This is a genomic window from Vibrio sp. 2-1-2a, assembly GCF_032648565.1.
Lineage (GTDB): Bacteria > Pseudomonadota > Gammaproteobacteria > Enterobacterales > Vibrionaceae > Vibrio > Vibrio diabolicus.
The window spans coordinates 689,662-705,611 of sequence record NZ_WBOH01000002.1 but is presented as its reverse complement, the minus strand read 5'-3'; the positions used below and the strand labels follow the sequence as shown (position 1 = coordinate 705,611).

Here is a 15,950-nt window from a genome sequence, read left to right as displayed (position 1 = left end):
GTGATTGCTGATTAAAGGATTAAAAATAAAGTACGCGCTGTAGTTCACTAAAACTTGTGATCCCTTGTTTGAGTTTTTCTATGCCCGACATTTGTAACGTGCTCATACCATTTGCGATGGCGAGTTTTTCTAGTTCATGTACCGAGGCGCCTTTAATAAGCGCTTCGGAAAGAAATTCATCAAAGCGCATCACTTCATAAACCCCCGTTCGGCCGGAATAACCATGGGTACACTCATTGCATCCATCGGGATTGGCTTTAAAAATGTTGTCGCTTTCTTGAATTCCGAGATGTTGTAGCTGAACGGTAAGTTCTTGTGATTGTTTGCAGTGCGAGCACAGTTTACGGGCCAAGCGCTGGGCAATAATCAAACTAAGAGAGGAGGCCAAGTTAAAGCTTTCTACACCCATGTTTGATAAACGAATCACCGTTTCAGCCGCAGAATTGGTATGTAAGGTTGAAAGTACTAAGTGACCGGTTTGCGATGCTTTTATGGCTATTTCTGCGGTATCTAAGTCACGAATCTCACCGACCATTACTACATCGGGGTCTTGACGTAAGAAAGAGCGCAGGGCTTCGGCAAAACCAAAACCAATCTTAGGCTGAACTTGAACTTGGTTAATGCCCGATAAGTTAATTTCTACTGGGTCTTCTGCCGTGGAAATGTTGATTTCTGGTTTATTGAGAATACTCAGCCCAGCGTACAGAGAAACGGTTTTCCCGCTCCCAGTTGGGCCTGTCATCAGAATCATGCCTTGTGGGCGACGCAGCGCATCCAAGTACAATTGTTTTTGTTGTTCGCTATAACCAAGCTTGTCGATATCCAGTGACGCAGAGCTGCTGTCGAGCAGTCGTAATACAATTTTCTCTCCGAATAGAGTAGGTAGCGTGGATACACGCATATCAATTGCGGTGTCTTGATTCAACTTGAGCTTAATACGTCCGTCTTGCGGTAAACGTCGCTCTGCAATATCAAGCTTAGAGAGGATTTTGATACGAGCGGATAAGCGGCGACTTAAGTGGCTTGGTGGCTGCTGTGTTTCAATTAAGATGCCATCACAGCGTAGACGAACGCGGTACATCTTTTCATAAGGCTCAAAGTGGATATCGGATGCGCCTTTGCGCACAGCGTCCAACAGAATTTGGTTGATGTAACGGCTAACAGGAGACTCATCTTGGCTCAAGTCTTCAATGTTGTCGATTTCATCTGCGCCCACATCAACCAGGTTGGCTAATTCTTCTTGGTTGATCTCTTTTAATCCAGACTTCTCGTGACTCAATGAACGACCATATAATCGTCGGATTGCCGCGCTGAGTTGACGAAAATCCGCCAAGACCAATTCAACCTGTAAACCAGTGGCAAAGCGAAAATCATCTTCTGCTTGTTGGTTGGTGGGGTCGGCAACAGCAAGAATCAAAGTTGAAGAGGTGCGATTAAGCGGCAGAGCGTTGTGCCGAGTGATCAAATCTCGCAAACCTAGCGTTTGGCATAACGAAGCGTATTCGTATTGATTGAGAGAAGTGCAAGAAAGCCCAAAAACAGAGCTTAGGTGCTCCGTTAATTCATGAGATTGGAAAAAGCCAGAATTGAGCAAAGCCTCCGGCATTGATATACCAGAAGCTTTAGCTTGCTCAAGTAACAGTTCTTCTTGGGAATATGTCAGTATTCCTGCTTGACGAAGAACTGTTGAGAGTTTTGTATGCATTTACTTGCAAGACTTTGGAAGGAGTTCTGACTCAACGCCGCTAGTTGTGGCTGTTGCACACGTCCACTGCCCTGAAGTATCAGCTCGTGTAAGGGTAAAACCTTTACCTGAAACAAGGCTACTTACGCCAGCGCTTGCTGTCGTGAAAAATGTAAATGCCATTGTTCCACCATCGCCTGTGCCGCTAGGAGTAAACGCAACGCTTCCAAGAGGCATTGTTGGAATACCTAGATCAGCAGTTGTTTGATCCTGACTAGAGCCATCTGGGAAAAGTCCGTTTTCAACAGTGTATGCCTCAACGTTCGTTTTTGCTCCGGTTAGCGTTGCCAATGCTGAGGCTACTTCACTTTTAGCAACGTACTTCTGGTATTGTGGCATTGCAATCGCCGCCAAGACACCAATTACTGCCACCACAATCATTAATTCAATCAGAGTAAAACCCTGTTGTTTTTTCTGTTTACTGTTTTTCATTTTTAACCCTTTCCTAAAAATTAATAATGCTCTTGCATTAGCGAAAGATTATGGAGAGTTAAGGTGGGTTGAAAATGGGGAAGAGATGGGCTCTCGAGTGAGATAAAACTCTTTGGTAGAAAGTTGCATATTGCATGCAGAGTTTTGCGAGTAGTACTATTTTTTTAATGGATAAAAAGAAAGGGCCTATTGGCCCTTTTTAATGATGAATCACTCACAACTCACTGAGTTAGTTGAAGTAATTTAGATTGTGTTGCTTTTATTATTTGAAGCGCATCGAAAGATCCATCGCTTTTAGATGCTTAGTCAACGCGCCTACCGAAATGTAATCGACACCGGTTTCTGCGTATTCTGCGATGGTCTCTAGCGTAATGTTGCCTGAGTTCTCTAAAGCGGCACGACCTGCGTTAATCGCTACGGCTTCACGCATCATTTCTTTTGTGAAGTTATCTAGCATGATGATGTCGGCACCAGCATCTATCGCTTGTTTCAACTCTTCTAAGCTTTCCGTTTCTACTTCTATTGGCTTGCCCGGGTTAAGCTCTTTCGCTTTTTGGATGGCTTGAGTGATGCCACCACAAGCAATAATGTGGTTTTCTTTAATGAGGTAAGCATCGAACACACCGATGCGATGGTTAAAGCCACCACCGCACGTCACGGCGTATTTTAGTGCGCTACGCAGACCAGGAATGGTTTTGCGTGTGTCTAGTAGACGACACTCAGTATGCGCGATTTTTTCAGCGTACTCTGCGGTAACTGTTGCGCAGCCAGACAGCGTTTGGATGAAGTTCATTGCGTTACGTTCACCAGTCAACAAGTCACGAGCTGGGCCTGTCAGCGTGCAAAGGGTTTGGTTGGGTTCGACTTTATCGCCGTCCTTTACGTGCCATTCAATGCTGACCTTACCACCGAGCTGTTTAAAAACTTCATCAGCCCATGCTTGACCACAGAACACACCATGCTCACGAGTAATAATCGTTGCGGTATTAACCGCCTCGGCAGGGATCAAAGATGCAGTAATGTCGTTATCTGCGTCGACATTGCCACCTAGATCTTCTTTTAAGGTATCAGCGACAGAGCGAGTGATCTCTAAAGGGAGTTGTTGTTTAAGGTATTCTAGGCGTTCTTGAATGTTGTGTGTGTTCTTCATCGCAAATCTTGTCTTGAAAGGGAGATGGCAACGAATGATACTCTCCGGTGTCAATAATTTCAGCAGTTAATTTGCAAAGTAGAGAGGTTGATATGCGCCCAATTATCGAGAATGGCTGGCTGACACAGGCAAAGCATGTTCCGTCACCATTTTTTGATGTCCGCTCTGATATAAACGACATCTCTCTGCTGGTAGTACACAACATCAGTTTGCCTCCTGGGCAGTTTGGTGGACCATATATAGAGGACTTCTTCACTGGCAAGCTAGACCCAAACGCACATCCATTTTTTGAAGTTATTCACAAAATGGGCGTTTCTGCACATTGCTTGATTAAGAGAAACGGCGAGGTCGTTCAATTTGTTTCTTTTCTCGATAGAGCATGGCATGCCGGTCAATCCAGTTTCGCGGGCAGGGAGCGTTGTAATGACTATTCCATTGGTATCGAGCTTGAAGGGACAGAATTTACTGCCTACACAGAAGCGCAATATCAATCACTTGCAGAGATCACTGAGGTAATTATGCAGTCTTATCCCCACATCACCCTGCCACGAATTACCGGTCATCAATATATTGCGCCCTTGAGAAAAAGCGATCCTGGTCTAAGCTTTGATTGGGTGAAATATAGACAGCTTATACAGCGTTGATTTGTAGCGAAAGTGTAAATTCAAAAAAGCGAAATAAATAAGGCATACGATCAGGTATGCCTTTTTTTGATACCAGAAATATTAATGATTGTTAAAAGTTAACTACATTTTTACGCTCGTATACGCCGTTTTGGTGAAGAAATAGACTGATAATTTTGTCATTTTCTGTATTTCTTTTCCAAAATTGCTAGCACGTCGACTTCCCATTTGTATGCTTTATGTAATTGGTCATACCAATTCTATTGCTGTTTTAACAGTCGATTGTTATCAGAGTGTTGGAAGTAAGCTCGTTCTATGATTTAGGTCAATTTTCGGCTGGACAGTGGCGTTTTAATTATGTTAATTTCTGCACCAACTTAAAATTGGTATTACCAATTATCTGCAAGAGTAGAAGAACAATAAATTATGGCTTATCAAAGGATTCGTCAGCCAAAACTCTCTGATGTTATAGAACAAGAGTTAGAAAGGTTGATAGTGGAAGGAACATTGTCTCCGGGGCAACAACTGCCTCCAGAGCGTGAACTGGCAAGACAGTTCGATGTGTCTCGTCCTTCAGTCCGAGAAGCCATTCAACGCTTAGAAGCGAAGCGTTTGTTAACTCGTCGCCAAGGTGGCGGAACATTCGTAAGTGAGAATATCTGGAAGAGCTTTTCAGATCCCTTGTTGAATTTGTTGTCTAGTCATTCTGAAACCCAGCTTGATGTGCTTGAGTCTCGTCATGCAATGGAAGGAATTTCAGCTTACTTTGCAGCTTTACGTGGTACCGAAGAAGATTTTGCGCGTATTCAAGGTTGCCTTGAGCGCATTAGCCAAGAGCAAGCAAACAACGATATCGAAGCTGAATCTGCGGAAGTGATGCAATTTTTGATCGCTTTGACAGAAGCCGCGCACAACGTGGTTTTGTTGCACATTGTTCGAAGCTTAGCACCTTTGCTTGAGCAAAATATTCTACAAAATTTTAAATTACTACGTCGCCGCCCAGAAGCGGTCGAGAAAGTCAGTAAACACCGAGCCAATATCGTGGATGCGATTGTTTCTGGTCAGCCTGAAAAGGCGCGAGAAATGTCCCACTCGCACTTGGCTTACATCGAAGAAACATTGTTGGATTTGACTCGAGAAGAGTCTCGACGAGAGCGTTCTCTACGTCGAATTCAGCAGGGTAATGACTCGTAAGAGCGTTACTTAAATAAGTAGATCCAACCAACAGAAGGATAGATCGCCATGTCTGATATGAAGCATGACGTAGATGCACTGGAAACTCAAGAATGGCTACAAGCGCTTGAGTCAGTTGTACGTGAAGAAGGTCTAGAGCGTGCTCAATTCCTATTAGAGCAAGTTCTAGATAAAGCACGTCTAGACGGTGTTGATATGCCAACAGGTATCACAACTAACTACATCAACACGATTCCTGCAGACCAAGAACCAGCATACCCAGGTGACACAACACTTGAGCGTCGTATTCGCTCAATTATTCGTTGGAACGCTATCATGATCGTTCTACGTGCATCTAAGAAAGACCTAGAGCTAGGCGGCCACATGGCGTCTTTCCAGTCTTCTGCTGCGTTCTACGAGACATGTTTCAACCACTTCTTCCGTGCGCCAAACGAGAAGGACGGTGGCGACCTAGTTTACTACCAAGGTCACATTTCACCAGGTATCTACTCACGTGCATTCGTTGAAGGTCGTCTAACTGAAGAGCAGCTAGACAACTTCCGTCAAGAAGTAGACGGCAAAGGTATTCCTTCATACCCGCACCCTAAACTGATGCCTGAATTCTGGCAATTCCCGACAGTATCGATGGGCCTAGGTCCAATCGCTTCTATCTACCAAGCTCGTTTCCTTAAGTACCTAGAAGGCCGTGGTCTAAAAGACACTTCAGAGCAGCGCGTTTACGCGTTCCTAGGTGACGGTGAGATGGATGAGCCAGAATCACGTGGTGCTATCTCTTTCGCTGCGCGTGAGAAGCTAGATAACCTATGTTTCCTAATCAACTGTAACCTACAGCGTCTAGATGGCCCTGTAATGGGTAACGGTAAGATCATTCAAGAACTTGAAGGTCTGTTCAAAGGTGCTGGTTGGAACGTAGTGAAGGTAATCTGGGGTAACAACTGGGATTCACTACTAGCTAAAGATACTTCTGGTAAGCTTCTACAGCTTATGAACGAAACGATCGATGGCGACTACCAAACATTCAAATCAAAAGATGGCGCGTACGTACGTGAGCACTTCTTTGGTAAGTACCCAGAGACAGCTGCACTTGTTGCTGACATGACTGATGACGAAATCTTCGCACTTAAGCGTGGTGGTCACGAGTCTTCTAAGCTATACGCGGCATACAAAAACGCGGCAGAAACTAAAGGTCGTCCAACAGTAATCCTAGCTAAGACTGTTAAAGGTTACGGCATGGGTGAAGCGGCTGAAGGTAAGAACATCGCGCACCAAGTTAAGAAGATGGACATGACTCACGTACTACACCTACGTGATCGTCTAGGTCTTCAAGACATCCTAACTGACGAAGCTGTGAAAGAACTTCCGTACCTGAAACTTGAAGAAGGTTCAAAAGAGTACGAATACCTACACGCTCGTCGTAAAGCGCTACACGGCTACACACCACAGCGTCTACCAAAATTCACTCAAGAATTCATCGTTCCTGAGCTAGAAGAATTCAAGCCACTACTAGAAGAACAGAAGCGTGATATCTCTTCTACTATGGCATTCGTACGTGCACTAAACGTTCTACTTAAGAACAAGAACATTGGTAAGAACATCGTTCCTATCATTGCTGACGAAGCACGTACATTCGGTATGGAAGGTCTGTTCCGTCAAATCGGTATCTACAACCCGCACGGCCAAACTTACACACCAGAAGACCGTGGCGTTGTTTCTTACTACAAAGAAGCGACTTCAGGTCAGGTTCTACAAGAAGGTATCAACGAGCTAGGTGCTATGTCTTCATGGGTTGCTGCTGCGACTTCATACTCGACAAACGACCTACCAATGATCCCGTTCTACATCTACTACTCAATGTTCGGCTTCCAACGTGTTGGCGACATGGCGTGGATGGCTGGTGACCAACAAGCACGTGGTTTCCTACTAGGTGCAACTGCGGGTCGTACAACGTTGAACGGTGAAGGTCTACAGCACGAAGACGGTCACTCGCACATTTTAGCGGGTACGGTTCCTAACTGTATTTCTTACGACCCAACATTCGCGTACGAAGTAGCAGTAATCATGCAAGACGGTATCCGTCGCATGTACGGTCCAGAACAAGAAAACGTGTTCTACTACCTAACGCTAATGAACGAAAACTACGCAATGCCAGCAATGCCAGAAGGCGCTGAAGAAGGCATTCGTAAAGGTATCTACAAGCTAGAAACTTACACTGGCAACAAAGCGAAAGTTCAGCTGATGAGCTCTGGTACTATCATGAATGAAGTACGTAAAGCAGCTCAAATCCTAAGCGAAGATTACGGTGTTGCTTCTGATGTTTACTCTGTAACGTCATTCAACGAACTAACTCGCGATGGCCAAGATGCAGAGCGTTTCAACATGCTTCACCCAGAAGCGGAAGCGAAAGTACCTTACATCCAAACAGTAATGGGTACTGAACCTGCTATCGCAGCAACTGACTACATGAAGAACTACGCAGAGCAGGTTCGTGCATACATTCCTGCTGAGTCTTTCAAAGTTCTTGGTACTGATGGCTTCGGTCGTTCAGACAGCCGTGAAAACCTACGTCGTCACTTCGAAGTGAACGCAGGTTACGTAGTAGTAGCAGCGCTAACTGAACTAGCGAAACGTGGCGAAGTTGAGAAATCTGTAGTTGCAGAAGCAATTAAGAAATTCGACATCGACACAGAGAAAACAAACCCGCTATACGCTTAATTAAGAAGGTAGATAAGAAATGGCAATCGAAATTAATGTACCAGACATCGGTGCGGATGAGGTTGAAGTTACTGAGATTCTTGTAAGCGTTGGCGACAAGGTTGAAGAAGAGCAGTCTCTGATCACAGTTGAAGGCGATAAAGCTTCTATGGAAGTTCCTGCTTCTCAAGCGGGTATCGTTAAAGAAATCAAAGTTGCAGAAGGCGACAAGGTTTCTACTGGTTCTCTAATCATGATTTTCGAAGCCGAGGGTGCAGCTGCTGCTGCACCTGCTCCTGCGGCAGAAGCAGCTCCAGCAGCAGCTCCAGCTCCAGCAGCAGCGGCAGAACTAAAAGAAGTTCACGTACCAGACATCGGTGGTGATGAAGTTGAAGTTACTGAAATCATGGTTGCCGTTGGCGACAGCATCGAAGAAGAGCAATCTCTTCTAACTGTTGAAGGCGACAAAGCTTCTATGGAAGTTCCAGCGCCATTCGCAGGTACGCTAAAAGAGATCAAAGTTGCAGCTGGCGATAAAGTATCGACTGGCTCACTTATCATGGTATTCGAAACAGCAGGTTCAGGCGTTCCAGCAGCACCAGCGGCAGCTGAAACTCCTGCGGCAGCAGCTCCAGCAGCGTCTGCGGCAAAAGAAGTGAACGTTCCAGATATCGGCGGCGACGAAGTTGAAGTTACTGAGATCATGGTTGCGGTTGGCGACACAGTGGAAGAAGAGCAATCTCTAATCACTGTTGAAGGTGACAAAGCTTCTATGGAAGTTCCTGCACCATTCGCTGGCACAGTTAAAGAAATCAAGATTGCAGCTGGCGACAAAGTGTCTACTGGCTCACTAATCATGGTATTCGAAGTGGCGGGCGCAGCTCCAGCTCCTGCAGCGGCTCCAGCTCAAGCAGCAGCACCTGCGGCTCCGGCTCCTAAAGCAGAAGCTCCAGCGGCAGCAGCTCCAGCAGCGACTGGCGACTTCAAAGAAAACGATGAGTATGCTCACGCGTCTCCAGTTGTTCGTCGTCTAGCGCGTGAATTTGGCGTTAACCTTTCTAAGGTTAAAGGTTCTGGTCGTAAGAGCCGTATCCTAAAAGAAGACGTTCAAGCTTACGTGAAAGATGCGCTTAAGCGTCTTGAGTCTGGCGCAGGTGCAGCAGCATCTGGCAAAGGTGACGGCGCGGCTCTTGGTCTACTACCATGGCCAAAAGTGGACTTCAGCAAGTTTGGTGAGACAGAAGTTCAACCGCTATCTCGCATTAAGAAGATCTCTGGTGCAAACCTACACCGTAACTGGGTAATGATCCCGCACGTTACACAGTGGGATAACGCAGACATCACGGCTCTTGAAGCATTCCGTAAAGAGCAAAACGCGATTGAAGCGAAGAAAGACACTGGCATGAAGATCACACCACTTGTGTTCATCATGAAAGCGGTAGCTAAAGCGCTTGAAGCGTTCCCTGCGTTCAACTCTTCTCTATCAGAAGACGGTGAGAGCCTAATTCTGAAGAAATACGTGAATGTTGGTATCGCGGTAGATACACCAAATGGTCTAGTTGTTCCTGTATTTAAAGACGTGAACAAGAAAGGCATCTACGAGCTATCTGAAGAGCTAATGGCGGTTTCTAAGAAAGCACGTGCAGGCAAGCTAACTGCTGCTGACATGCAAGGTGGCTGTTTCACTATCTCTAGCCTAGGCGGTATCGGCGGTACGGCGTTTACTCCAATCGTAAACGCGCCAGAAGTTGGTATCCTAGGTGTGTCTAAGTCAGAAATGAAACCGGTATGGAACGGTAAAGAGTTTGAACCGCGTCTACAACTTCCACTATCTCTATCATACGACCACCGTGTGATCGATGGTGCTGAAGGTGCGCGCTTCATCACTTACCTAAACTCATGTCTATCTGACATTCGTCGTCTAGTTCTGTAATAGAAATTAGATGAATGAGAGGCGGCAATTTAGCCGCCTCTGCTAATCATAATTACCGACAATTTGGTTATCAGCCTTGCTTCGTTCAGGGTTTTCACAATCGAATTGTTGTCTAGCTCACAGGCTAAATTGATTTACTTTTCACACCATTAACATCTCTGTAAACTGTTAGCGGTCTGAAAATAACTGTTTAAAACAAATCTCTCTTAAACATAAAAAATCGATACCCACTCAGCCTGTTAGGGATAATGACTACAAGAGGTCAAAATGAGCAAAGAAATTAAAGCCCAAGTTGTTGTACTTGGTTCTGGTCCTGCTGGTTACTCCGCTGCATTCCGTTGTGCGGATTTAGGTCTTGAAACTGTACTAGTTGAACGTTACAGTACGCTTGGCGGTGTATGTCTGAACGTGGGTTGTATCCCATCTAAAGCACTGCTTCACGTTTCTAAAGTAATTGAAGAAGCGAAAGCGATGGCTGACCACGGCGTTGTGTTCGGTGAGCCTCAAACAGACATCAGCAAAATCCGCATCTGGAAAGAAAAAGTTGTTAACCAACTAACTGGCGGCCTAAGCGGTATGGCTAAGATGCGTAACGTAACAGTAGTTAACGGTTACGGTAAGTTCACTGGCCCTAACTCTATCCTTGTAGAAGGCGAAGGTGAGCCAACAGTTGTTAACTTTGACAACGCAATCGTTGCGGCTGGTTCTCGTCCAATCAAACTGCCATTTATCCCGCATGAAGACCCACGTATTTGGGACTCTACTGACGCTCTTGAACTAAAAGAAGTGCCAGAAAAACTGCTTATCATGGGTGGTGGTATCATCGGTCTAGAAATGGGTACGGTTTACCACTCTCTAGGTTCTAAAGTTGAAGTTGTTGAAATGTTTGACCAGGTAATTCCTGCAGCAGACAAAGATATCGTGAAAGTATTTACTAAGCGTATCAAAGACAAGTTCAAGCTAATGCTAGAAACGAAAGTAACAGCAGTTGAAGCAAAAGAAGACGGTATCTACGTTTCAATGGAAGGCAAGAAAGCGCCAGCTGAAGCTGAGCGTTACGATGCGGTTCTAGTTGCTATCGGTCGTGTACCAAATGGTAAGCTAATCGACGGTGAAAAAGCGGGTCTAGAAATTGACGAGCGTGGCTTCATCAACGTTGATAAGCAAATGCGTACTAACGTTCCTCACATCTTCGCGATCGGTGATATCGTTGGTCAACCAATGCTTGCTCACAAAGGTGTGCATGAAGGTCACGTAGCAGCTGAAGTTATCTCTGGTAAGAAGCACTACTTCGACCCTAAAGTTATCCCTTCAATCGCGTACACTGAGCCAGAAGTGGCTTGGGTTGGTAAGACTGAGAAAGAAGCGAAAGAAGAAGGCATCAAGTACGAAGTGGCAACATTCCCTTGGGCAGCATCAGGTCGTGCAATCGCATCTGACTGTGCGGATGGTATGACTAAGCTAATCTTCGACAAAGAAACTCATCGCGTAATCGGTGGTGCTATCGTTGGTACTAACGGTGGTGAACTACTTGGTGAAATCGGCCTTGCAATTGAGATGGGCTGTGATGCAGAAGATATCGCTCTGACTATCCACGCTCACCCAACTCTACACGAGTCTGTAGGTCTAGCTGCTGAAGTATTTGAAGGTTCAATCACTGACCTGCCAAACAAAAAAGCAGTTAAGAAGAAGTAAGCTTTTTCTGACTTAATGATAGAAACCGCTGCATTGCAGCGGTTTTTTTATGTTTGTTAGGTAGGAATATAAACTTGTGCTCGGCTGACAGCAGACAATAAAAAGCCCACCAAACGGTGGGCTGACATATATTGCGAGTTAAGCTTTAGTGTTCACGGTTGTAAATGCAAAGCATGTCTAAGTATGAACTAACAAGGTGCTTAAGTTCCGCTTCACTTTTTGCACGGTTCGCTTGGACAAACAGTGAGTAACAAATACCGTGGAACAAGTTTGCCAAGTGTTCTGAATCGTGCTGGTCACACACTTCGCCACGTTCAATCGCTTTAATGAACATGTTTTGTACTAGCAACTGGTTAGTACGGTTAGTTGAAACAAACAATGGCCATACTTCGTCACGTGTTGAAGCACTCCACTCGAACCAAACTTTTAGCCAGTGACAGTCTTGACTGACAAGCTCGATCATTGCATTAGTAATATTGGCGATGTTTTCACGTGCGTGTAAGTCTAAGTCAATGTTATCCGATAGGAAGTTCGAGAACTGACGTACGACGTGGTTGAGTACTTCATCCACTAAGTCTTCACGAGTCGGGAAGTAGTTAAAAACGGTCGCCACAGAAACTTGAGCAATTTCTGCGATATCTGCGTGACCACCACGACCGATGCCGCGGCGCGCAAACACTTCCAATGCGATTTCCATTAACTGTTGCTTACGCTTAATCGGGGAAAGCCTAGTTCTAGGTCTCTTTGCAATTGAGTCCATATCCATTTTCCTTGCCATTTGAGTTGATATTGGGGGTAACCCCCTAATTGATTATTTTAATAGTTGCTTAAAGCAGTGATGAGTGTAATGGTGCATATCAACAAGGTCAACATCTGTAGAACAATTTATATACAGTAATGTCATTATTATTGATAAAATTAGCTATGAACTTTATAAAACTAAGACCTTCTTCCAAGATTTTTTGGCAACAGGATGTGACTTTCAACCCAGTGAACGTGGTGATACACTACACGCCGTAAGATTAGGTGATCGTTTGCGTGCGACTTACCTCAACCCACAAATTAGATTGAGCACAGTATGAAACATACAATAGAAGTCATGATTTCTGAGCAAGAAGTTCAGGAACGAGTTCGTGAATTAGGCAAACAAATTACAGAGCGTTATCAAGGTAGTGAAGATCTTGTGTTGGTAGGCTTATTGCGTGGCTCATTTGTATTTATGGCAGACTTGGCACGTGCTATCGAACTGACTCACCAAGTTGATTTTATGACAGCGTCAAGCTACGGCAACACAATGGAAAGTTCACGTGACGTTCGTATCTTGAAAGATTTGGATGATGACATCAAAGGCAAAGACATTTTGCTTGTTGAAGACATCATTGATACAGGTAACACACTAAATAAAATCCGTGAGATCTTATCGCTGCGTGAGCCGAAGTCTATCGCGATTTGTACGCTCTTAGATAAACCATCTCGTCGTGAAGTGAATGTTCCTGTGGATTGGATTGGTTTCGAAATCCCAGATGAGTTTGTCGTTGGTGTGGGTATTGATTACGCGCAGAAATACCGCCACTTACCATACATCGGTAAAGTTGTACCTCAAGAATAATCATTGAGAGCAGCATTAAAAATATAAAAAAACGCCCATCTCAGATGGGCGTTTTTTGTTCAACTCTTAGATGTAGCTTAGCGACAAAGCAGCTTGTTGTCTGTATTTAGAATCGTCGAAAGGGCTTTCTGATAAGACGCTTCTACGGTTTCCTTAGAGTTAGAACGAATGCCTAAGTACTCTAAACGACCATCTTCAATGCCGTATACCACGCCATGAATTTCAACATCTTGCCCACGCTCCCAAGCGTTTTGCAGGATGGTTGAGTTACCCAAGTTGTACACTTGCTCTGCGACATTAAGCTCGCCTAGTTTATCTGCTCGATCTTGCTGCGGCATTTGATCTAGGTAAGTGCGGTGTTTGAAATAGATATCTCTGATATGTAACAGCCAATTATTAATAAGACCTAGCTTAGGGTTATCAATGGCTGCGTTCACGCCACCACAGCCATAGTGTCCACAGACAATGATGTGCTTAACCTTAAGAACGTCTACGGCGTATTGAACGACGGACAGACAGTTGAGATCAGTATGGATGACTTGGTTTGCAACATTCCGATGAACGAATAGTTCACCCGAGTATAGTCCGGTTAGTCGCTCGGCAGGGACACGGCTATCAGAACAGCCAATCCAAAGAAAATCGGGCTTTTGACCCTCTGCGAGTTTTGCGAAGTATTCAGGTCGATCAGATTTGATCTCTTGAGACCATTTTGAATTGTTTTCAAATAACTGTTTAATTTCCGGCATCTTGCAAACTACTTCCCTTAAAAGACAAAAGCGCTGCCGCTTATATGAACATGCAAGCGATCAGTGTTGTAACTATACACAATGTTACAATTTCGATCCCGTTAAATATTCGTCAGACAGGACTCATCTGACTAGTTTTCATCAATAAAAACGTAAAATTAGGCCTAATTATTTGTGGTGTGAATTTAGCCTTAATCTATTTATGGTTTAAATTTTCGCCTGGCTCGTTAAAGTAATGACATTTTACTTTTTAAAATTGAATGCAGGGAAATCAGCAGTGTTCGGTAGTCGTTTTGAAGATATTAATTTCAAAGGGGATGTATTTGGCGGGGTAACCACGGCGATTATCTCTCTTCCTTTGGCGTTAGCGTTCGGTGTTGCATCCGGTGCAGGGGCAGAAGCAGGCCTCTGGGGCGCAATAATGGTCGGTCTGTTTGCTTCGTTGTTTGGTGGTTCTAATACGTTAATATCAGAACCAACAGGGCCAATGACGGTAATCATGACCGCTGTGTTAACCAGTATGATGGCGAAGTATCCAGAAACGGGCATGGCCATGACCTTCACGGTTGTTATGATGGCTGGCGCGTTCCAAATCCTATTAGGGACGTTAAAACTGGGTAAATACGTTACCTTGATGCCTTATAGCGTGATTTCGGGCTTTATGTCAGGGATTGGCGTGATTCTTATCATTTTGCAGCTATCACCTTTGATGGGGCATGCCGCGCCTTCTGGAGGAGTGCTCGGAACATTATCTGCTTTGCCGGAGACCATTTCTAACCTCAAGTTCAGTGAACTGTTTTTAGGTCTACTGACTTTGGGGATTCTCTTTTTCTTCCCTAAGCAATATCGAAAATATATACCAGCGCAACTCGTGGCGTTGGTTGCGGTGACTTTATTGTCTGTGATGTTCTTCGATACGGAAGACATTCGTCGTATCGGTGAAATCCCGGCAGGATTGCCTTCTCTCGTTGCACCTCATATTGATCCAGATATGTTTGTTGAGATGGTTATTGATGCATTGGTGCTCGGCACCTTAGGTTGTATCGATACTTTGTTAACGGCGGTTATCGGTGACTCCTTGACTCGTAAAGAGCACGACTCAGACAAAGAACTGCGAGGCCAAGGCCTTGCCAACATGATCTCAGGCTTGTTCGGTGCACTACCTGGCGCGGGCGCAACGATGGGCACGGTGACTAACATTCAAGTTGGGGCTCGTTCGCCATTGTCCGGTGTGATTCGTGCACTTATGCTTGCATTGGTCGTATTGGTTGCGGGTGGATTAACGGAGCCGATCCCAATGGCTGTGTTGGCTGGCATTGCAGTATATGTCGGCTTTAACATTTTGGATTGGAGTTTTATTCAACGAGCACACAAGGTTAGCTTTTCCGGAATGGCGGTAATGTATGGCGTTATGTTGCTCACAGTGTTCGTTGACCTTATCGTTGCCGTGGGCTTGGGCGTCTTTATTTCCAACATTATTATCATTGAGCGTCTGAGCCGAGAACAGGCGAGACAAGTGAAAGCGATCAGCGACGCGGATGAAGACGATGTGCCGCTAACTGACAGCGAGCGTGGCTTGCTTGATCGCGCCAATGGCAAAGTACTGTTCTTTTATCTTTCGGGTCCAATGATCTTCAGTGTTTCTAAGGCAATTTCACGCCAGCACTCCAGTATTTCGGATTATGATGTGATGATTCTCGATCTTACCGATGTACCTATGATTGATGTCACCGTCGGTTTAGCGTTAGAAAACGCGATTAAAGATGCGCTTGATGCTAATTGTGCCGTGTATTTGTTGTGTCCAAATGAGCGCACGCGAGAACAGCTAGAAAAGTTCCACGTCATTGATCTTGTCCCAAATGACAATATGTACCAATTCCGTTATGAAGCATTAAATGCGGCGGTAGCACATGTCGAGGCGGACCAGTATCAGCGTATAACGGCGTAATCACTCTGATCGTTAAAAACGCAACAGCGTTCTGTTGCGTTTTTTATTCCCTAACTTTTCCTTACTTGCAGATAACCTTTACGTTGATAGGGACTATATTTCCAACATTATCGAAAGGTTTAATTGTAATCATCGTTATTCAACGATAAACTGATGGACCTCCAGTACAATACCCAAGGCGATTT

At 44.9% G+C, this 15,950-nt stretch carries 12 protein-coding genes; 7 read left to right on the top strand and 5 right to left on the bottom strand.

All coding sequences use genetic code 11. The features are described from left to right. Nucleotides 1-19: 19 nt before the first annotated feature. The 3 genes from pilB to nadC form a co-directional block, all read right to left on the bottom strand. Complete coding sequence (gene pilB / locus F7Y48_RS07815) at nt 20-1,705, bottom strand: type IV-A pilus assembly ATPase PilB (RefSeq protein ID WP_316683011.1); 1,686 nt, start codon at nt 1,703-1,705, stop codon at nt 20-22. Next, the gene (locus tag F7Y48_RS07810; RefSeq protein WP_258506935.1) at nt 1,706-2,176 is read right to left on the bottom strand and encodes a pilin; all 471 of its coding nucleotides are present in this window, start codon (nt 2,174-2,176) and stop codon (nt 1,706-1,708) included. A 262-nt stretch (nt 2,177-2,438) separates the two neighbouring features. Next, a complete protein-coding gene (gene nadC, locus F7Y48_RS07805; protein ID WP_258506933.1) occupies nt 2,439-3,326 on the bottom strand; it encodes a carboxylating nicotinate-nucleotide diphosphorylase in 888 nt (295 codons plus the stop codon). 92 nt (nt 3,327-3,418) lie between these two features. Between nadC and ampD the strand changes: the two genes are divergently transcribed. The 5 genes from ampD (at nt 3,419) to lpdA (ending at nt 11,462) form a co-directional block, all read left to right on the top strand. Further along, nucleotides 3,419-3,970, top strand: coding sequence for a 1,6-anhydro-N-acetylmuramyl-L-alanine amidase AmpD (gene ampD, locus F7Y48_RS07800; protein WP_104970938.1), 552 nt, complete (start codon nt 3,419-3,421; stop codon nt 3,968-3,970). 405 nt (nt 3,971-4,375) lie between these two features. Then, nucleotides 4,376-5,143 (top strand): pyruvate dehydrogenase complex transcriptional repressor PdhR, encoded by a 768-nt coding sequence (gene pdhR / locus F7Y48_RS07795; protein WP_005396680.1) that lies wholly within the window; start codon nt 4,376-4,378, stop codon nt 5,141-5,143. 48 nt (nt 5,144-5,191) lie between these two features. Next, nucleotides 5,192-7,855 carry a pyruvate dehydrogenase (acetyl-transferring), homodimeric type gene (gene aceE, locus F7Y48_RS07790; protein WP_046875076.1) on the top strand — a complete coding sequence of 888 codons (2,664 nt, stop codon included), beginning with the start codon at nt 5,192-5,194 and terminating at the stop codon, nt 7,853-7,855. A gap of 19 nt (nt 7,856-7,874) precedes the next feature. Continuing rightward, nucleotides 7,875-9,767 carry a pyruvate dehydrogenase complex dihydrolipoyllysine-residue acetyltransferase gene (aceF, locus tag F7Y48_RS07785; protein ID WP_316683010.1) on the top strand — a complete coding sequence of 631 codons (1,893 nt, stop codon included), beginning with the start codon at nt 7,875-7,877 and terminating at the stop codon, nt 9,765-9,767. Nucleotides 9,768-10,034: 267 nt separating this feature from the next. Next, nucleotides 10,035-11,462 carry a dihydrolipoyl dehydrogenase gene (gene lpdA / locus F7Y48_RS07780; RefSeq protein ID WP_005379993.1) on the top strand — a complete coding sequence of 476 codons (1,428 nt, stop codon included), beginning with the start codon at nt 10,035-10,037 and terminating at the stop codon, nt 11,460-11,462. 145 nt (nt 11,463-11,607) lie between these two features. On the opposite strand, the gene opaR is transcribed toward lpdA, so the two are convergent. Continuing rightward, complete coding sequence (gene opaR / locus F7Y48_RS07775) at nt 11,608-12,222, bottom strand: transcriptional regulator OpaR (protein WP_031780576.1); 615 nt, start codon at nt 12,220-12,222, stop codon at nt 11,608-11,610. A 318-nt stretch (nt 12,223-12,540) separates the two neighbouring features. Between opaR and hpt the strand changes: the two genes are divergently transcribed. Beyond that, the gene (hpt, locus tag F7Y48_RS07770) at nt 12,541-13,071 is read left to right on the top strand and encodes a hypoxanthine phosphoribosyltransferase (RefSeq protein WP_005379995.1); all 531 of its coding nucleotides are present in this window, start codon (nt 12,541-12,543) and stop codon (nt 13,069-13,071) included. A gap of 77 nt (nt 13,072-13,148) precedes the next feature. Here hpt and can read toward each other — a convergent pair whose 3' ends face one another. Then, nucleotides 13,149-13,817 carry a carbonate dehydratase gene (gene can / locus F7Y48_RS07765; protein ID WP_005379996.1) on the bottom strand — a complete coding sequence of 223 codons (669 nt, stop codon included), beginning with the start codon at nt 13,815-13,817 and terminating at the stop codon, nt 13,149-13,151. Between the two features lie 277 nt (nt 13,818-14,094). Between can and F7Y48_RS07760 the strand changes: the two genes are divergently transcribed. Further along, nucleotides 14,095-15,765 carry a SulP family inorganic anion transporter gene (locus F7Y48_RS07760; RefSeq protein WP_124008500.1) on the top strand — a complete coding sequence of 557 codons (1,671 nt, stop codon included), beginning with the start codon at nt 14,095-14,097 and terminating at the stop codon, nt 15,763-15,765. The last annotated feature ends 185 nt before the right edge of the window (nt 15,766-15,950 follow it).